This is a genomic window from Paenibacillus chitinolyticus NBRC 15660, from assembly GCF_000739915.1.
GTDB lineage: Bacteria > Bacillota > Bacilli > Paenibacillales > NBRC-103111 > Paenibacillus_F > Paenibacillus_F chitinolyticus.
Genome location: NZ_BBJT01000006.1, coordinates 160,727 through 179,214, shown reverse-complemented (window position 1 = coordinate 179,214; position 18,488 = coordinate 160,727). Strand labels below are relative to the sequence as shown.

At 56.3% G+C, this 18,488-nt stretch carries 16 protein-coding genes; 13 read left to right on the top strand and 3 right to left on the bottom strand.

What is annotated here, in order from left to right; all coding sequences use genetic code 11:
* The first annotated feature begins 147 nt into the window (after nucleotides 1-147).
* The 3 genes from PCH01S_RS16255 (at nucleotide 148) to PCH01S_RS16245 (ending at nucleotide 3,356) form a co-directional block, all read left to right on the top strand.
* Nucleotides 148-1,032: a carbohydrate ABC transporter permease gene (locus PCH01S_RS16255; protein WP_042230952.1), complete on the top strand. Its 885-nt coding sequence runs from the start codon at nucleotides 148-150 to the stop codon at nucleotides 1,030-1,032.
* Nucleotides 1,029-1,865 carry a carbohydrate ABC transporter permease gene (locus tag PCH01S_RS16250; RefSeq protein WP_042230951.1) on the top strand — a complete coding sequence of 279 codons (837 nt, stop codon included), beginning with the start codon at nucleotides 1,029-1,031 and terminating at the stop codon, nucleotides 1,863-1,865. The genes PCH01S_RS16255 and PCH01S_RS16250 overlap by 4 nt, the downstream gene beginning before the upstream one ends.
* A gap of 177 nt (nucleotides 1,866-2,042) precedes the next feature.
* Nucleotides 2,043-3,356 (top strand): ABC transporter substrate-binding protein, encoded by a 1,314-nt coding sequence (locus tag PCH01S_RS16245; protein ID WP_042230950.1) that lies wholly within the window; start codon nucleotides 2,043-2,045, stop codon nucleotides 3,354-3,356.
* A gap of 246 nt (nucleotides 3,357-3,602) precedes the next feature.
* On the opposite strand, the gene PCH01S_RS16240 is transcribed toward PCH01S_RS16245, so the two are convergent.
* Nucleotides 3,603-4,178: a GNAT family N-acetyltransferase gene (locus PCH01S_RS16240; RefSeq protein ID WP_042230948.1), complete on the bottom strand. Its 576-nt coding sequence runs from the start codon at nucleotides 4,176-4,178 to the stop codon at nucleotides 3,603-3,605.
* Nucleotides 4,179-4,287: 109 nt separating this feature from the next.
* Nucleotides 4,288-5,148: an AraC family transcriptional regulator gene (locus tag PCH01S_RS16235; protein WP_042230946.1), complete on the bottom strand. Its 861-nt coding sequence runs from the start codon at nucleotides 5,146-5,148 to the stop codon at nucleotides 4,288-4,290.
* A 104-nt stretch (nucleotides 5,149-5,252) separates the two neighbouring features.
* Between PCH01S_RS16235 and PCH01S_RS16230 the strand changes: the two genes are divergently transcribed.
* The 8 genes from PCH01S_RS16230 (at nucleotide 5,253) to PCH01S_RS16195 (ending at nucleotide 14,447) form a co-directional block, all read left to right on the top strand.
* The gene (locus PCH01S_RS16230) at nucleotides 5,253-5,687 is read left to right on the top strand and encodes a disulfide oxidoreductase (RefSeq protein ID WP_042230941.1); all 435 of its coding nucleotides are present in this window, start codon (nucleotides 5,253-5,255) and stop codon (nucleotides 5,685-5,687) included.
* A gap of 147 nt (nucleotides 5,688-5,834) precedes the next feature.
* Nucleotides 5,835-7,136, top strand: coding sequence for an alpha-glucosidase/alpha-galactosidase (gene melA, locus PCH01S_RS16225; protein ID WP_042230939.1), 1,302 nt, complete (start codon nucleotides 5,835-5,837; stop codon nucleotides 7,134-7,136).
* Between the two features lie 368 nt (nucleotides 7,137-7,504).
* Nucleotides 7,505-8,767 carry an ABC transporter substrate-binding protein gene (locus PCH01S_RS16220; protein ID WP_042230937.1) on the top strand — a complete coding sequence of 421 codons (1,263 nt, stop codon included), beginning with the start codon at nucleotides 7,505-7,507 and terminating at the stop codon, nucleotides 8,765-8,767.
* Between the two features lie 179 nt (nucleotides 8,768-8,946).
* Nucleotides 8,947-9,891, top strand: coding sequence for a carbohydrate ABC transporter permease (locus PCH01S_RS16215; protein WP_042230935.1), 945 nt, complete (start codon nucleotides 8,947-8,949; stop codon nucleotides 9,889-9,891).
* Nucleotides 9,892-10,806, top strand: a complete 915-nt coding sequence (locus tag PCH01S_RS16210; RefSeq protein ID WP_042230934.1) for a carbohydrate ABC transporter permease — start codon at nucleotides 9,892-9,894, stop codon at nucleotides 10,804-10,806. It abuts the gene before it with no gap.
* Between the two features lie 87 nt (nucleotides 10,807-10,893).
* Nucleotides 10,894-11,748, top strand: coding sequence for a sugar phosphate isomerase/epimerase family protein (locus PCH01S_RS16205; RefSeq protein WP_241688833.1), 855 nt, complete (start codon nucleotides 10,894-10,896; stop codon nucleotides 11,746-11,748).
* Between the two features lie 441 nt (nucleotides 11,749-12,189).
* Nucleotides 12,190-13,236 carry a Gfo/Idh/MocA family protein gene (locus PCH01S_RS16200; RefSeq protein ID WP_042230933.1) on the top strand — a complete coding sequence of 349 codons (1,047 nt, stop codon included), beginning with the start codon at nucleotides 12,190-12,192 and terminating at the stop codon, nucleotides 13,234-13,236.
* Nucleotides 13,237-13,253: 17 nt separating this feature from the next.
* A complete protein-coding gene (locus tag PCH01S_RS16195; RefSeq protein WP_042230931.1) occupies nucleotides 13,254-14,447 on the top strand; it encodes an acyltransferase family protein in 1,194 nt (397 codons plus the stop codon).
* Between the two features lie 267 nt (nucleotides 14,448-14,714).
* Here PCH01S_RS16195 and PCH01S_RS16190 read toward each other — a convergent pair whose 3' ends face one another.
* On the bottom strand, nucleotides 14,715-16,172 hold the full coding sequence (locus PCH01S_RS16190) for a YcdB/YcdC domain-containing protein (RefSeq protein ID WP_042230929.1): 1,458 nt from the start codon (nucleotides 16,170-16,172) through the stop codon (nucleotides 14,715-14,717).
* A 159-nt stretch (nucleotides 16,173-16,331) separates the two neighbouring features.
* On the opposite strand from PCH01S_RS16190, the gene PCH01S_RS16185 reads away from it, so the two are divergent.
* Both PCH01S_RS16185 and racE read left to right on the top strand, forming a co-directional pair.
* Nucleotides 16,332-17,375: a delta-lactam-biosynthetic de-N-acetylase gene (locus PCH01S_RS16185; protein ID WP_042230927.1), complete on the top strand. Its 1,044-nt coding sequence runs from the start codon at nucleotides 16,332-16,334 to the stop codon at nucleotides 17,373-17,375.
* Nucleotides 17,376-17,587: 212 nt separating this feature from the next.
* Nucleotides 17,588-18,397, top strand: coding sequence for a glutamate racemase (gene racE, locus PCH01S_RS16180; protein ID WP_042230925.1), 810 nt, complete (start codon nucleotides 17,588-17,590; stop codon nucleotides 18,395-18,397).
* The last annotated feature ends 91 nt before the right edge of the window (nucleotides 18,398-18,488 follow it).

Here is an 18,488-nt window from a genome sequence, read left to right as displayed (position 1 = left end):
GGCGAAAGTTTTGCCCCAAGCGCAAAATAGTCCACCAAAGGAGCAATTTAAGGTGTGTTTAACGTCATTAAACTGCATTACAATCACAGTATAAATCAAAAAAAGACACATTTGAAAGCGATTGCACTAGAAAGGGGGAGGGAAATCTTGACTACTCGCTCCAAAACGAACGACTTGCTTCAGCAATGGGTATTTGTCGGACCGGCACTTTTATTCTTCACCCTGATTGTCGTCATTCCGTTTCTGATGAGCCTTTATTATGCTTTTACGGAATGGAACGGAGTCAGCGAAGGGGTCAAATTTATCGGTTTGGACAACTTCAAACGGATCATTTTCGAGGATACCGATTTCCATAACGCCTTCTGGTTCACGATCCGGTTTTCGGTGGCCATGATTATTTTAACGAACCTGGTCGGGTTTGTCCTGGCTCTGCTCCTGACGAAAGCGTTCAAAACGCGCAACGTTCTGCGGACCGTGTTCTTTATGCCGAACGTTATCGGGGGGCTGCTGCTCGGCTTTATCTGGCAGTTTATTTTCGTAAAAGGCTTCGCCTCGATCGGGGAGATGACGGGAATCTCGTTCTTTAATCTTCCCTGGCTGGGCGACGCGCCTACGGCCTTCTGGGGAATCGTCATCGTATCGGTATGGCAGGGAGCCGGGTACCTGATGGTCATCTACATCGCGGCGCTGGCCAATGTGCCCAAAGACCTGATGGAAGCGGCCACGATCGACGGAGCGGGAAGATGGCAGCTGCTGCGCAGCGTCACGATGCCGCTGATTATGCCGGCCTTTACTGTCTGCCTGTTCCTGACGATCTCCTGGGCGTTCAAAATGTTCGACCTGAACTTGTCCTTGACCAAAGGCGGTCCGTTCAACTCCACGGAATCGGTAGCGCTGAACATTTACCAGGAAGCGTTCCGGAATAACCGGCTCGGCCTCGGTACCGCGAAAGCATTGATTTTCTTCTTCGTGGTCGCTTTGATCTCCCTCATCCAGGTTTCCTACACCAAGCGGAAAGAGGTGGAATCATGAGCAGCGGAAGCAAATATACGTCGGGGACCTTTATTCTGGAAGTTCTTACGGCTTTACTGGGCATCCTATTCCTGGTCCCGTTCTACTTCGTTCTCGTAAATTCGTTTAAACCGTTTGCGGAGCTGCTGCAAAATACCGCTTCGCTGCCGAAGTCGTTCAGCCTGGACAATTACTCCAGAGTCGTGGATATCATCCACTTCCCGCAAGTGATGGGCAACTCGCTGATGATTACGGTGCTGTCGAACATCGGACTCGTTATTTTCGCCTCCATGTCGGCTTACCGGTTCGTGCGCAAGCCCTCCAAGCTGAACAATGTGCTGTTCCTGCTGTTCGTGGCGGCCATGGTTATCCCGTTCCAGTCCATTATGATTCCCCTGGTGAAGGTTGCGAACAACCTGGGGCTGATGGACAGCCGGCTCGGACTCGTCGTCTGCTACTTCGGCTTCGGTGTCTCCCTGAACGTCTTCCTGTTCCACGGATTTATCAAAAGCATTCCGAAGGAAATCGAGGAATCGGCTACGGTGGACGGCTGCGGATGGTTCAGCATTTTCTGGCGGATCGTATTCCCGCTGCTGAAGCCGATCGCGGTAACCGTGATCCTGCTCAACAGCTTGTGGATCTGGAACGATTACCTGCTTCCGTCCCTCGTTCTGACGAACACGAAGCTGCATACGATTCCGCTTGCCACTTACGCGTTCTTCGGCCAGTACACGAAGCAGTGGGATCTCGCCATGGCGGCGCTGACCCTGGGCGTTCTGCCGATCATCATTTTCTTCCTGCTGCTGCAAAAGCACATCATCGAAGGCATCACGGCAGGCTCGGTCAAAGGCTAAGCGAATCCGGCTTAACTTCGGCCGACACCGGTACTCTTCGCCTTGGCAAACATTTTTCGCATCACCTGAGAACGGCGATTATCCCGATTACCGGGGTTTACCGCATAGAGCAGCACCGATCGATCAAGCTTATACAACCAAACCAAGGTTTGCATTAGAAAAGGGAGGTTTTCTTTCATGACCACAAATAAAAAATGGATCGCGGTAGGTCTCACCACCGCTCTCGTAGGGGGTTTGCTCGCAGGCTGCGGCAGTAAAGACCAGGGGCAAGGCGGAGTGTCTCCGTCGGGTTCCCCCGCGGCAGGCGGCGAGAAGAAGAACGTCACGCTGAAAATGTTCCAGTTTAAAGTGGAGATCGCCGAGGCGCTTTCGAAGCTGATTGCCGAGTACGAAAAAGAAACCGGCGTCAAAATCGAAGTTCAGACGGTCGGGGGCGGCGCGGACTACGGAGCGGCGCTGAAAGCGAAATTCAACTCCGGCGACAAGCCCGACATTTTCAACAACGGGGGTAACTCCGACCTCGACGTCTGGCAGGAGCATCTGGAAGATCTGTCCGATCAGCCGTGGGTAAAAGATCTGGCGCAGGGCGCAGGCGATCCGATTTCCAAAGACGGCAAAATTTACGGCATGCCGGTAGGCCTCGAAGGCTACGGCTATATCTATAACAAAGATTTGTTCCAGAAAGCCGGAATCACCGAGCTTCCGAAGACGCTGACGCAGCTGGAAGACGCGGCCAAGAAGCTCCAGGCGGCAGGCATTACGCCATTCGTGAACGGTTACGGCGAGTGGTGGGTACTCGGCAACCACTTCGTGAACGTCCCGTTTGCGAACCAGCCGGATCCCGACAAATTCATTAAAGGCCTGAACGACGGCTCGCAAAAAATTCCGGGCAATGCCGTGTTCGACAACTGGGTGAAGCTGTTCGACCTGACGCTTAAATACGGCAACAAAAACCCGCTGCAAACCGACTACAACACGCAAGTGACGGAGTTTGCAACCGGCAAAGCCGCTATGACGCAGCAGGGCAACTGGACGCAGGTTCAAATTTCCAAAACGAACCCGAACATCAACATCGGTTTCCTTCCGATGCCGATCTCTGACGATGCCGCGGCTAACGACAAGCTGCTCGTGGGCGTGCCGAACAACTGGGTTATCAACAAGAACTCCCCGAACAAGGATGAGGCGAAAAAGTTCCTGAACTGGCTCGTAACGTCCGATATGGGTAAAAAGTATATCACCAACGAATTCAAGTTCATTCCGGCTTTCAAAACCATTTCCGTGGATGAAAAAGTCGTGGGCCCTCTTGCCGCCGACATTATGAAATACGCGAAAGACGGCAAAACGCTTTCCTGGAACTGGTTCAAATTCCCTGGCGGCGAAGCGACTTCCAAGAAGTTCGGCGACACCATGCAGGGGTATGTAGGCAAGCAGTTGAACAAAGACCAAATGCTTCAAGACTTCCAGAAAGCTTGGGACAGCTTGAAGAAATAATGGAATACGAGAAAAAGCCCGGCATCCGTTTGAGACGGATGACCGGGCTTTTTTTATGTGCTTTTCGGGAACGGATAAACACACGATTTTTGCGTTCATGAAAGGGAGAAAGGAGGAAAATTTTCGCCAATTGCATATAAGGGAAAGAGCTTGGACAGACGCTTGAAACTTGTCCGTTTTTGTATGATAATTGCAGTATAACTAGAAAAAAATGTATGAATTTTCGTAGGAAAGCTCCATACGGAGTTATCCGAAATCCTCACTTGTAAGCGCAAACAAGATGTGATCCTCCCACACGCCGGCGATGTTCAAATACCGCGGGCTGAGGCCGATCCGCACGAAGCCGCATTTCTCCGCCACGCGCAGCGAACGCACGTTGCGGGGGATGATCGCGGCCTGCACCCGGTGCAGGCCGAGGGGGCCGAAGGCGATGCGCAGGCATTCGCGCAGCGCCTCGGTCATCAGGCCGCGGCCGCCGTACGCCGCGTCGATGCTGTAGCCGACGTACGCGTTCTGGAACGGACCGCGGCCGATGTGGCTCAGCCGGACCGTTCCGATGAGGAGGCCGTCCGGCTGATGGAACACGCCGAAGCTGTAGGCGCGGTCGGTCGCGGATTCGTCCTCGAATCCGCGGATGGCCGCCTGCTGAGCTTCGGCCGTGAAGAACGCTTCGCCGCGCACGGGCTCCCACGGAGCGTGCTCGGCGCGGTTGCGCTGCCGGTAGTCCAGCAGCGCGAGGGCATCCTCCGGCGCTAACAGCCGGAGGTACAGGCGGCCGGTTTCGAAGCGGCCGCCGGGGGAGAGCGGGGGAGTGCGATTCATAGGTTTTGGATTCCTTTCCTGTCTGTGTATTCGCTTATATGAGCGTTAAATCGTGTGAGTGAGCAAGGAGTCGGACGTCCGCCCCTTTCACCGTCTCGCTCCGCCTTCTCTACCGCGAGCAGTCGTAGGCAAGCCGCCCGTGCTTGCCACGGTATTCGGAAGGCGTGCAGCCGAACCATTTCTTGAACTGTTTCGAGAAATAAAGCGGATCCGAGAAACCTACGGAGTAGGCGATCTGCTCGATCGTTGAGCCCTCCGTCATGAGAAGCTTGGCGCGCTCCATCCGGATTTTGAGCAGAAACTGCGTCGGCGTGAGGCCCGTATGCTGCCGGAACAGCTTCGACAGGTACGTCCGGTGATAGCCCATATGCTGCGCAAGCTGCTCGATGGTCACCGGCTGGGCGTACTGCAGCTGCAGCCACCTCACGGCGCGGTCGATCTGCTGCCGTCCGGCGTCGGTTTCCTCGCCTCTGCGGCTGGGGACATCGGCGTGCGATGCAAGCTTCGCAAGCAGCAGCCGCAGCTCGCCCTCCGCCTGGAGGTCGCAGGCCGGGCCCGCCTCCCGCAGCGCCCGCTCGGCCCGGCGCAGGAAGACAGGCAGGCGGGGAAGCCCCTCCGCATGTACGACCGGCCTTTGCGCCGTGATGCCGAGGCGGATCAGCAGGTCGTCGGCGGAGGTGCCTTTGAAGCCGATCCACCTGTAACGCCACGGGTCGCGTTTGTCGGAGGCGTACGTGACGACTTCGCCGGGGAAGATCACGAAGGTGTCGCCCGGTCCGAGCTCGTATTCCTTGCCGAGACAGCTGAATCGGCCCTTCCCGGATTCCACGGTATGAATCAGGTAGTAATCGAGCATCTGCGGACCGACTTCGTGGCACGGAGCGGTTTGGCCGTAACCCGCGAACAGGACGAACAGCTCTCCTTTGCCGTTATGGGGATTGACCGACACAGAGTGAAACGGTTTAAGCATGATAGGCCTCCAATCACGATAGAAGAACGATAGACTTCGGACGCTTCATTTTTTATAATAAAACATGCACGTCAAGATTGAGCCGGGAGAGGAGCAATACCGTATTGAAATCGAACTCGTTTCTAAAAAATAACGCCCTTCACATGGCCTGGGCCATTTCCGTGGTTGCTACGCTCGGCAGCCTCTATTTCTCGGAAATTATGGATTTTACGCCGTGCAAGCTGTGCTGGTACCAGCGTATTCTGATGTACCCGCTTGTGCTGATTCTCGGAATCGCCGCAACGCGCAAGGATAACAAGCAGGTCATTTACGCGCTGCCGTTCTCCGTTTGGGGGATGGGAATTTCCCTTTATCACTATCTTATGCAAAAAACGTCTCTGTTTAAAGAGGCAGCTTCCAAATGCGGCATCGTCGCATGCGATCAGGATTACATCGACTGGCTCGGATTTATTACGATCCCGCTGCTGGCCTTCACGGCTTTTACGCTGATCACCGTTATTCTCGGCCTTCTGTGGGTTCAAATGCGCAAGGAAAGATAAGGCGGGCCGTTGGGGTTTAGCGGTCTGCAAAAGTTCACACTACAAATCTCCATACGAAAGTGGGATGTCTCCATGTGCGGTGCCGCCTTAAGACGGTATAGTGCTAGGTATAGGCATTCCACTTTTTTAGTCGGGAGATGAGAAGCGATGTCCAAAATCACGTTCATGGGCGCAGGCAGCACGGTGTTCGCCAAAAATATATTGGGGGACTGCATGGTAACGGAGGCGCTGCAGGGCTATGAACTCGCCTTGTTCGATATTGACGGGGAGCGGCTGCGCGATTCCGAGACGATGCTGAACCATATCAAAAACACCGTAGGCAGCACGTGCCGGATCAAGGCATACAGCGACCGCAAGGAAGCGCTCCGCGGAGCTAAGGTGGTCATCAACGCGATTCAGGTCGGCGGATACGATCCGTGTACGATTACGGATTTTGAAATTCCGAAGAAGTACGGCCTGCGCCAGACGATTGCCGACACGGTCGGGATCGGCGGAATCTTCCGCAATCTGCGCACGATCCCGGTCGTGCTCGATTTCGCCCGGGACATCCGGGAAGTGTGTCCGGACGCCTGGTTCTTTAACTACACGAATCCGATGGCCGTGCTGACGAACGTGCTCAATACGCACGGCGGCGTCAAGACGGTCGGCCTGTGCCACAGTGTCCAGGCTTGCGTTCCGTCTATGTTCCGGCAGTTGGGTATCGATCCCGAAGGCGTCCAGTCCAAAATCGCCGGCATCAACCACATGGCCTGGCTGCTTGAAGTGACGAAGGACGGCAAAGATTTATATCCCGAAATCAAGCGGCTGGCGAAGGAAAAACAGAAAGAAAAACACCACGACATGGTACGGTTCGAGCTGATGTTCCAGTTCGGTTACTATGTAACGGAGTCGTCCGAGCACAACGCGGAGTATCATCCGTATTTCATCAAACGGAATTACTCCGAACTGATCGAGAAGTTCAACATCCCGTTGGACGAATATCCCCGCAGATGCGTAAACCAGATCGAGCGTTGGAAAAATCTTCGTGCGGAGCTGGTCAACAACCCGCAGCTTGAGCACAAGCGGTCCGGCGAATACGCTTCCTATATGATCGAAGCGATGGAGACGAACGTCCCGTACAAGATCGGAGGCAATGTGATGAATACCGGCCTGATCACCAATCTGCCGAAGGAAGCCTGCGTGGAAGTGCCGTGTCTGGTCGACGCCGGCGGCATTACGCCTACGTACATCGGCGATCTTCCTCCTCAACTGGCGGCGCTGAACCGTACGAATATCAACACCCAACTGCTGACGATAGAAGCGGCCGTTACCCGTAAGAAGGAGCATATTTATCATGCGGCTCTGCTGGACCCCCACACGTCCGCGGAACTCTCGATCGACGATATCGTGGCCCTCTGCGACGAGCTGATAGAAGCGCACGGAGACTGGCTGCCTGCCTATACATCCTGATCCTGACAGAGAACAAGGGACCGAAATTCTTTTCCATGAATTCCGGTCCTTTTTTTTCGGGCAAAAAATAGTTTCCGACACACTCTCCGACCGTTAGGCAAAAATCCGCAGCGGCTCTCCTCCTGAAGTCCCCCTTTTAGCTAACTGCCATATGTCCGGGTATTCATTTCTGAATGCTTCGTTCGACGTTATTTTGAAAATTATTTCCGTCTAAAATTATAATAAAAAAAGTTGTTTCCTTTTAATTTTAAGTGTGCTATGATAGCCCCATCTTAAGTTCGAGCGTTATGAAAAGGAGGCCGAAAACTGCATAAAGGATTCGCCATGCTGGAAGGATCACGTTCACTTATTCACGAGGAGGTCCAGGTATGCGTAAATTCACAGCGGGTATGCTGGCTGCTGTTTTGGCGTCGGCGGCCGCCCTGTCGGGGTGTTCCGCAGTCGGCGGCGGAAAGACGGAGCTCAACTTCTGGTACGGCTGGACCGGACCGGAAGCCGAAGCGCTGGAGAAACTGATCAAGGAATTTAACGACACTCATGACGGCATCAAAGTGAAAGGACTCAGCCAGAGCGACTACCAGAAGCAGCTGACCGCCATTACCGGCGGCAATCCCCCCGATCTCGCTTCCCAATTCGGCCAGAACGTCGCTTCCTGGGGCGTGAAAGGCGCGATGATTCCCCTAGACGCTTACATCAAGAAAGACCAGGTCGATCTTGCCGACTTTATTCCCTCCGCCCTGTCCACTTCCCAATACGAAGGCAAAACCTATGCGCTCCCGATTGCGATGCATTTCAGCATGCTGTACTACAACAAAGATCTCCTGAAAGAAGCGGGTTTCGACGGCCCGCCCAAAACGATCGCCGAACTGAAAACGTACGCGCAAAAATTAAGCGTGGTCCAGGAAGGCGGAAGGCTCGACCGGCTGGGTTTATGGCCCGGAGCGGATGCATATACTTTTACGCAAGTGTTCGGCGGCAAGTTCTGGGACCCGGACAAGAAGGAAGTCACGCCGGATGATCCGGGCTTTAAGGAGGCGATCCTGCTTTCCAAAGAGCTATGGGATAAATACGGCACGGAAAACCTCGACCGTTTCTCGGCTTCCCTCGGCAAGTACCAGTCTTCGCAGAACCCGTTTTTCTCGGGGAAATACGCGATGGCCCTGGACGGGGAATGGCTGCCGACGTTTATTAAGCAGTATGCGCCGGGTCTGAACTACGGCATCGCGCCCATCCCTTACAACGAGGATAAACCGGAGCTGAAAAACGCCGGCAGCATCGCCACCAGCGTTTTTTATATCCCCAAGGGCGCGAAGCATCCGGACCAGTCCTGGACGTTCCTGAAGTGGCTGACGGAGAAGCAGCAGATGGTGAAGTTCACGGCTGCGCTCGGCAACCTGCCGACCCGGCTTTCGTCGCTCGACGATAAGACGTACGACAGTGTTCCGGGCTTCAAGGAATACACCGAATATGCCAAGAGTCCGAATCTCAAATCGTTTCCGACGCTCCCTTTTATGAACGAATATATGGACGAAATTACGAAAAAGTACAACGACATTCTCCGGGGAAAGGTAGGAGTGGACGAAGGGCTGAGACAGATCAAGGATAAAATTCAGCCGTTGGTCGGGAAATAATTTGCAGGTAAAGTAGGACTTGTGCCCAGTTTTTGCAAGCGCTTACCTGATGTGGACATTGTTGTTGCGATTGTGCACGACGCAGCTGCCTCCGCCTGTCAGTCCGGGACCGGGGACGGCGCTATTCCGGCCGCTCCGCCAGACAGGCGGGAGGCCGATTTTCCGAAAGGAGATCCGTCATGAGCACCGATACGCTGAATGCCGGCACCGGCCGTCCTACGCGCTCCCGCAAAGCCAGACGGGATTTTTGGGTCGGTACGGCCTTTGCTCTGCCCTGGATCGTCGGGTTTCTCGCGTTTACCGTGTATCCGTTTTTCGGCTCCTTGTATTTCAGCTTTACTAGCTATGACTTATTCAACTCCCCCCAGTGGGTAGGCCTGCAAAATTACACGGAGATTTTAAAAGACGAGACGTTCTACAAATCGCTGCGCAATACGTTCTTCATGGCGTTTATCTCCATGCCGATCGGGCTTCTCAGCTCGCTGCTGATCGCCCTGCTGCTGAACGTCAAGGTGAAGGGGATCGCTTTTTACCGGACGGTCTATTATTTGCCGGCGGTGATCCCTGTAGTGGCAAGCGCGATCCTCTGGACGTGGCTGCTTAATCCGGACTACGGGCTGATCAACATGCTGCTCCGGTCGCTGCATCTTCCGGACCCGGCATGGCTGCTCGATCCGCGTTATACGAAGCCTTCTCTCATCCTGATGGGACTGTGGGGTTCCGGTGCGGGATCGCTCATATTTCTGGCGGCGCTGCAGGGGATTCCCCAGCAGTTTTACGAAGCGGCCTCGATCGATGGGGCGAGCGTGTGGCGCCGGTTCTGGCACATTACGCTGCCGGGGCTTTCTCCGGTCCTTCTCTTTCAGCTCATTATGGGCCTCATCGGGTCGTTTCAGATCTTTACGGAATCGTTCATTCTGACGGGAGGCAACCAGGGCGGGGCCTTGGGGGGACCGGATCATTCCCTGATGTTTTACGCCGTTTATTTGTATCAGACTGCCTTCATGTACCTGAAAATGGGCTACGCGTCTGCCTTGGCCTGGATTCTGTTCGTCATCGTCGTCCTTATGACCGTACTCGTGCTGAAAACGTCCGCCCGCTGGGTGTATTACGGAGGTGATTGAATGGAAACTTCCACGAACCTTCAAGGGAGCGGGTTGAACGTCTTGCCGGATTCGCCTGCCGGAATGCCCAAGAACAGGCGCAGGCGTCCGCTGCTCGTACTCCGCAGGACGATCCTGCCGCATGCGGCGCTGTCGCTGCTTGGCCTTATTTTCCTGTTTCCGTTCATCTGGCTGCTTCTGACCTCGCTTAAGAACCCGTCGGAAATCTTTCAGGTTCCGCCCGCCTTTTTCCCGGAAAAGTGGCAGTGGAGCAACTACGGAAACGCCATCGGGTCGATTCCGTTCTTCCTGTACATGGGCAATACGCTGCTGCTGTGCGCGGTCAATATCGCCGGTCAGCTCTTCTCTGCGCCGCTTGTCGCCTATTCCATCACGAAAATCCCGTGGCGCGGAAGGGGAATTATTTTTTCGCTCGTCGTGGCGACGATGATTTTGCCGGCCCAAGTTCAGATGATTCCGGTCTATATCATTTTCGCGAAGCTGGGCTGGATCAATACGTTCCTGCCTCTGACGATCGGCAGCTTTTTCGGCGCCCCGTTTTACATTTTCCTGCTGCGCCAGTTTATGATGGGAATTCCGGGCGAGCTGTGCGAGGCGGCCAAAATGGACGGCGCGTCCGAGCTTCGGACGTACGGACAGATCATCGTTCCGCTGCTGAAGCCGCCCCTGATGACGATCGCCCTGTTCACGTTTGTGGGGACATACACTGATTTTATGGGGCCGCTCATTTATTTGAACGACAATACGAAATGGACCATTACGGTCGGGCTGCAAGGGTTTCTGCAGGATCACGGCGCCCAATGGGAGCTGCTGATGGCCGCATCCGCCATTTTTACGATTCCGATGGTCGTCTTGTATTTTTTCGGGCAAAAATATTTTATGAAAGCCGGTTCCACGCTTTCGGGTTTTAAATAAAGGGCTCTAGCCGATAGGTAACGGGCGGGGACTTGCGTACTTGCGGACCTGCGTATCCGTGCAGAGAAGAATTCAGGAGAGGGAGGAATGGCGATGAAAATCAGCCTGAGCATGTGGAGCGTTCATACGTATTGGTACGGGGGAAAATGGGACGTCACCGATTTTCTCCGTTTTGCCGCCGGGACGAAAGCAGAAGGGGTAGAGCTCCTGTCCGTCTTCTGGAAGGACCGCGAGCGCGAGCTGCCCGAGATCGACCGGGTGCTGGATGAGCTGGGACTGGAGGTCGCGTGCTTCTGCGCCTGCAACAACTTCGTATCGGCCGATGCCGCAGAACGGGCCGCCCAGCTCCGGGAAGTGAAGGAAGCTGTCGATATGGCGGTCCATTTCGGAGCGCCCGTCGTGCGGGTTTTCTCCGGAGACCGTCCGGATGAGACGATGCCCGTGGACGAGGGCATGGGCTACGTACTGGAAGGGCTGAAGGCGGCTGCCGCTTATGCGGAAGAGAAGGGCAAGGTGCTGTGCCTCGAAAACCACGGACTTTTCGCGGGCCGCAGCGACCAGGTGCTGGCGATCATCCGCGAGGTGGGTTCTCCGGCCCTGCTCGGCACGTTCGACACCGGAAATTTCCTGCTGGTGGGCGAGGAGCCTTCCGCAGCCGTACAAGAGCTGCGGGGCCGGATAGGGCATGTCCACGTCAAGGACTTCCTGCGGACGGAGCCCGGTGCCGAGGGGGCCATGAACGCCCTGGACGGCACCCCCTATGTGGGCCGTATAGCCGGAGAAGGCGACGTGGACCTGCCGTATATTTTCCGGGAGCTGGCGGCAAGCGGGTACGACGGCTGGCTCACGGTCGAGTTCGAAGGACTGGAGGAGCCTGCGGAAGGCTCCGTAAAGGCTCTCGACTACGTGCATGAACAAGTGGAGCTTCTAAAGCGGGAATAGCGAGCCGGTGGAGGCGGTTCCCGTACTTCTTCTCCCCCTGGCCTATTTCGAAGGCCGTCTCTCCATCCGCCGGAATCTGTACAAAACCGGCCGACGAACCCTTTTATCGCACGCGTGATCGGGCGGGAGATGAAAAAACGCCGCCGATACTTAGTGACTGTGGAAAAAATGAATCTCAAACGCCGCCTAACTGGACGAAAAGATACCGGGCGGCAACGGAAATAATTGTTACGACACTGCTGATACCGGCCGGTACTGCAGATAACTGCCAACGCATCTGATATAGGTTAAACAGATCGGCGCTTACAGCGGACCGCAGCGGTCGGCGCAGCCACGGATGCGGCCATGCCAGCCTGTCCGGACCGTCACCATAACAGGCGCCTGCGTGCCGCTTACAGCGCGGCTTGCCGGGCAGCCCACACGCAAAGGAGCGAAAAGACGATGAGTATTCGAGTCGGAGTCATCGGGACCGGTTCCATTGCCCACATGTTTCACCTGAAGCATTACAAGGATCACCCCGATGTGGAGCTTGCGGCCGTGGCCGATATCGACAAGGACAGGGCCGACAAGACGGCCGCCCAATACGGGACGGCTTCGTACGCGTCGGCCGAGGAGATGCTGAACGCCGAGCGGCTCGATGCCGTCAGCGTCTGCACGTTCAACGACAGCCATGTGGCGCTGTCGCTGCTGGCGCTGGAGCGCGGCCTCGACGTGCTCGTCGAGAAGCCGATGGCGATGAACCGCGACGAAGCGGCACGGCTCCGCGACAAGGCGGCCGGGAGCGACCGGCTCGTCATGGTCGGCATGAGCCACCGGTACCGCGCGGATGTGCAGGCGCTGCAGGGCATGGTAGCGTCGGGCGGGCTCGGCAGCATCTACTACGCGAAGACCAAGATCCTGCGGCAGCGTGGTGTGCCCGAGGGCTGGTTCACGGACAGCCGCTATTCCGGCGGCGGACCTCTGATGGACATCGGCGTCCATGTGCTGGACCTGGCCTGGTGGATGATGGGCTGTCCTCAGCCCGAATCGGTCACCGGTAAGCTGTTCCGCAAAATCGCCCCTTACACGACCAAGGGGATAGCGGCTTATACGGCTCATTCCGACATCAACAAGTCGGAGGGTGTCTACGATGTGGAAGATTTGGGCACCGCTTTTATCACGTTTACAAACGGCGCCGTCCTTACCGTCGAAGCAAGCTGGGCTGTCAACGGCAGCCAGGATGACGCCGTTAAGGTGGAGCTTTACGGAACGGGGGGCGGGGGAAGTCTCGAGCCGCTGAGCATATTCACGGAAGTGAACGGCTTCCCGGTGGAACACAAGCTTTCCGTTCCGTCCGTCGACTACTATAAGGCAGAGATCGCCCATTTTATCGACTGTGTAAAAACAAGGCGCCAGCCGCTCTCGGATGCGGCGCAGGGGTGCGAGGTCGTCGGGATGCTGGAAGCCATCCGGCTTTCCTCGGAGTCCGGTGAGCTGATCCGGCTGTAGCCCGGAGTCAAGCCGTCATGAACGAGCCGAAAATTACGTATCTGGACGGATTGCGCGGTGCGGCTGCACTGGTTGTCGTCTTTGCCCATTTTCTTCAGGTGTTTCTGCCGTCCATGTTCGAAGCTCGGCCTCAGGTTTCCCACTTTGCGTTCGACCAGTGGATTCCGCGTACGCCGCTAAATCTTTTGTTCAACGGCAATTTTGCGGTCTGCCTTTTCTTCGTTTTGAGCGGATTCGTCCTGAGCCGCCGCTTCTTCCGGTACCGCAACCGCTCGATTGTGACGGCCGCACTTCTGAAAAGGTATTTCCGTCTCGCCGTTCCCGCTTTCTGCTCGCTGCTGCTGGCTTTCGCGGTCATGAAGCTGGACTGGAATTTTTACGAGGAGGCGAGGGGGTACACGCGGGCTACGATGCCCGACCCGTACACGACGGTCCCGTCGTTTGGGACGCTGCTGGAGCAGGGCTTTGTCCATACGTTCTTCGGATATGGCATGGCTTATAACCCCGTACTCTGGACGATGACCTACGAGCTCTTCGGTTCCTTCCTCGTTTACGGGCTGCTTCTGGCTTTCGGGAGGTCCCGTTTCCGGTTCATCCTGTATGCCGCAGGGGGTTGGCTGTTCCGGGACTCTTACTATTTGGGCTTCGTGCTGGGCATGCTGCTCAGCGACTTATCGGCCGGCTCCGGCCGGAATTTGATTGTGCTGCGTCCCGGTGCCGTTCCAGTGGTACTTGCGCTGCTAGGTCTCTTCCTCGGCTCGGTTCCTTACGTCGGCTGGCAGGGAACCTTCTACGCCTGGCTGCCGCTTGGCCCGGGCGGCTTCCCCGGTGTCGTCACCTACCGGACCGCCGGCGCGGCTCTGGTGCTGCTTGCGCTGCTAAACAGCCCGTCGGGGCAGAAGCTGTTCGGCGGCAGATCGATGGCTTATCTCGGCAAGCTGTCTTTTTCGCTCTATCTCGTTCATTTTGCGGTGCTGTGCAGCTTCTCCTGCCTGCTGTTTCTGCGGCTGGACGGCTGGCTGCCTTACGGGCTGAACATCCTCGTGACCACGCTTGTTTCGCTCCCGCTCCTATTTGCGCTTGCCCACTTGATGTACCGTCTGATCGACGAGCCGGTCGTCCGTCTGCTTTCGCGGGTACGATTCGCAGCGCGCGGCAGAAGGAATACCGGTGCCGCCGTAAGACACGCTGGGACGGAAGCGGAACTGTAGCTTGCAGGCGTGTGCGTTGACCGCCGCCATGCGGCGTTTAACCGCAAACGCACCGGCAGCGCGGTGAGCGAATCCGAAACGACGAAACGACCAAACGGACATCCACGCATCCGGGCTGATCCCAACCCAAGCTGAAAAGCCGGTTCCCCGAAAGGGAGCCGGCTTTTTGCTATCCGAGACTTTCTATTTTCCCGCCCGGATAACGAAAGGAACAAGTTGATGAACAGCATCCCGTTGGGGCAACGAAACGAAGAATCAGCCGTCACATTACGCCTGGGTCACAAACTCGCCGCTTGCGGCATCGATAAAAGCGATCCGGTTCCGCCCGCTTCCCTTGAGGATGGGCGTATACAGAAGATTGTAGGCGCCTTCGGGCGTTTCGGCGTCATAATCCCGATCCCACTCCAGCTTGAAGTCCACTGCTTCCACGTAGAGCCGATGAGCTTCGTCCGCGTTCAGCTTCGCGGCAGGAGCAAGATTCCGGATTTCTTCCGGATTCCAGTCGGGTCCCGAGAACCGGTCCACATATCCGGTGGAAGCATTCACGCATAGCGTCACGAACTGCAAATAGAGAGGAACGTCTTCATAGCGGAGCTGCCACGTAAAAAAGTACCGGAGCTGGCCTTCCGATTCCGACCCGGCGTCCTCGGCGCTTTTTTCCTGAAAATAAAAAGCGAGACCCGGCACTTGCAGCCAGTCGTGCATCGCTTTGCGCAGAAAAGCTTCCGCCCGCTCAAGGCAGTCTTCGTACGAGAGCGCAAGCTTCCCCGTCCGGCGGACCATCCAAATGAAGGAGCGAAGGCGCCCGGTATCCTTGTCTGCGGTCGCTTTCACCGTATCTTCCATCCTTCTGCGGAAATAGCCGTCCAGCGAGAGGTCGGCCGGATTTTCCTCCCGGTCCGCAGCGTGCCAGACGATTCCTCTGAGGTTCTCGTCCATATCCCTTTCCCTGTCTTTTACGAGGGGATAGGTAGAAATGCCGATCAGCTCTTCAAGACTGCTTAGCGGATCGCCAGTCTCCTCAGGAGATAATTCGTACGCCTTGTAAGCCTCGTGCTCCTCTTCCGCCTCGGCATCCGTCCCCTGCGCCAGACCCGTCACGGCGTCGAAACGCCGGTAGCCGGGTTCCGGCTGATAAACGAGACGGAGCCGGTCGTCGCCGCCCGCATATAAGGCGGGAATGAGCTTGACGACCGCAAGACTCATCCGCACGGTTTCGGCTAACTGCTGCCGGAGCTGCTCCGGCTGCACCAGAGAGACGGGGAGAGGAGGCGCGGCCGCCGATCCTTTGTAGGTGAAGCTGGTTACCTCTCCAGATAAGGTAAGCCGGATAAAAGCGCCTGTCTGGGGAAGCGGGAGATCGAGTGCGGTCTGCGCCCACTCAAAGAACGCGCTGCGCTCCTCGAACCGGGACTCCGTTAGGAGAAACCTGTCCGCATCTTCCGGATGTTGGGAGAGGAAAAAAGACCGTGCCCGTTCCCTCAAAGCCTCTTCGCCGATCGGAGCGGCTTCTTTGCACAACTCTTCGTCTACGGAGTAGGAGAGCAGCCTGCCGGCCGCATCAAGAGTGACGGAGATTCCGCTTTCCCCGGATGGCTCCTGCCAGACAAACAGGGCCTGTGTCTCTCCGTCCTCCTGTTCTTGCAGGTCCTCGATGATCAAGTCGAAGTGTGCCGGTACGGAACCGGTCACGGCTGCTTTTTGCTTAAGTTCGTCGATAAGCATCGCAATCGCCCCTTTGTCGGCGGGACCCGGCAGGTCCCTGTTTGATGGCGGAAATTTTTGTTCCGTTTACGTTTAAAACACAGTTTCGGGCAAGGATTCCTCAGCCTGCCGTCGAAAAGGAAAGATTAGCCTCACATTTTAGGGAATCTAGGTGATACCATGAAAAAAACAGCCGCGGCTTCCGCCGTTCTTCTGCTTTCCGGCATACTGGCCGCCGGGTGCACAGGCAATTCCAACGTATCAAATTCCGGAAGTCCTGTCCAATCTCCGGCGGCGACTGCCGGTGCTTCTACATCTCCGGCTGCTGCACCGTCACCGGCTCCGGAAAAAACACCGGCAGGCAGCGCGAAGCCTTCCGCGTCTCCGTCCGCTTCGGCTTCGCCGGGAATTTCTCCCGCGCCTTCGTCCGCGGTCAAGGCTTCGCCGTCGGCAGCACCTTCCGCCGCACCATCGGCAAAACCTTCCGCTTCCCCGGGGGCCGCGAAACCGTCCGCGCAGCCGAAGGGTGAAAGCAGCGCCAGCCGTCAGGCTCTGTCGTGGTACTACATGAAAAAGCCGAAAGGCCAGGTGCCGGATTTTCCGAAAGAAACGAAATCCTTTACCGCCAAAGAGAAAGCCGTCTGGGTCGGACAGGGCAAAAACGTTTACCTGACCATAGACAACGGCGGCCCGATGGGAGATACCGCGAAACTGTTGAAGACGCTTAAAGAGAACAACGTGAAGGCGAACTTCTTCATTTCGGGCAACAACGTCAAGGCCCATCCCGATTTTATCAAGCAGTTGGCGGCGGACGGGCATCTCGTGGCCAATCATACGATGACGCACAAGGATATGAATACGCTGAGCGATGAGCAGGTGCGCAAAGAAATTACCGACTTCGAGAAGCTGTACAAAAGCATTACCGGACAGGATGTCGTCAAATATTTCCGTTTTCCGTACGGGAAATACAGCACGCATCTGCTCGATCTGACTTCGGATATGGGGTATACCTCCGTTTTCTGGTCGACCGCGATGCGAGACTGGGAGCCCCGCGCCAACGGAGCCGAGGATCCTTACAACGATATCATGAACAACCTGCATCCGGGCAATATCATCCTGATGCACCAGGGCTCCAAAGAAAACATGGAAGCGCTGGACCGCATTCTGAAAGACGTGAAAAAGGCCGGCTACTCCTTCGGTCTGGTTAGTGAGATCAAGCGCTGACCCCTGAGTGTCGGAAGTTGCCGGATCTCGTACGGCTCTATTCCCAGCTAGTCCTGCAGCTCCGGGCGCATGCCGCTTTCGGAGCTGCTTTCGTTGGCACCGAATCGGAAATCTGGTATGATACCTAGGTACATTTCGGCTTGGGCAAGCATATTCTATCCATGTATTTACAAGCAAAGCAATCATTTCATTCGCAAAGGAAGCGTATAAGTGTGCAGCAAGCGATAGCCATCCTAGACTCCGGAGTCGGAGGTTTAACCGTTGTAAAAGAAGTTATGCGACAGCTTCCGCAGGAGAAAGTGATCTATTTCGGCGATACGGCACGGACGCCTTACGGCCCCAGACCCGCCGATGAAGTTCTCACTTTTACGAATCAACTTGTGGATTACCTGATCCAATTTAACCCTAAAATGATCGTGATCGCCTGTAATACCGCGACGGCGGTCGCGCTGGAGCAAATCCGCGACCGGCTGGATATTCCCGTGCTTGGAGTCATTTCCCCGGGAGCGCGTGCCGCGATCAAGACGACTCGAAGCGGCATTGTCGGCGTGATCGGCACGGAAGGCACGATCCGGAGCGAAGCGTACGAACAAGCACTGAAAACGATCTCGCCCACGATCCAGGTTCACTCGCTGGCCTGTCCGGCCCTGGTGCCGCTTGTGGAGAGGGGATTGTACTTCTCCGAGGAAGCGGTCGATACCGTGCGCGATTCCCTCCAGCCGCTGCTCGACAAGCCCATGGATTGTCTCATTCTCGGCTGCACGCACTACCCGTTCCTGACGGAGGCGATAGCCCGCGTGGTCGATCCGGAAGTGACGCTGATCTCTTCCGCGGACGAGACCGCCCGGGAAATCAGCACCATCCTTTATCACCGGGGAATGCTGGCGACGACCAAAGACATTCCGGTGCACCAGTTTTTCTGCAGCGGCGATGCCGAGATGTTCCATCTCATTACGGGCTCTTGGCTGCGCGAGCAGCTGCTCGGTACCCCGGTCGTCTGGCAGGTGCCGACGTTCGTCTAGCCCGTCCAATTTCCGCAATCAAACGACAGGACCGGTAAGTTCCGCCGCATTCTATTCAGAATCGGCGGGAACCTGCCGGTCCTTTTGCATG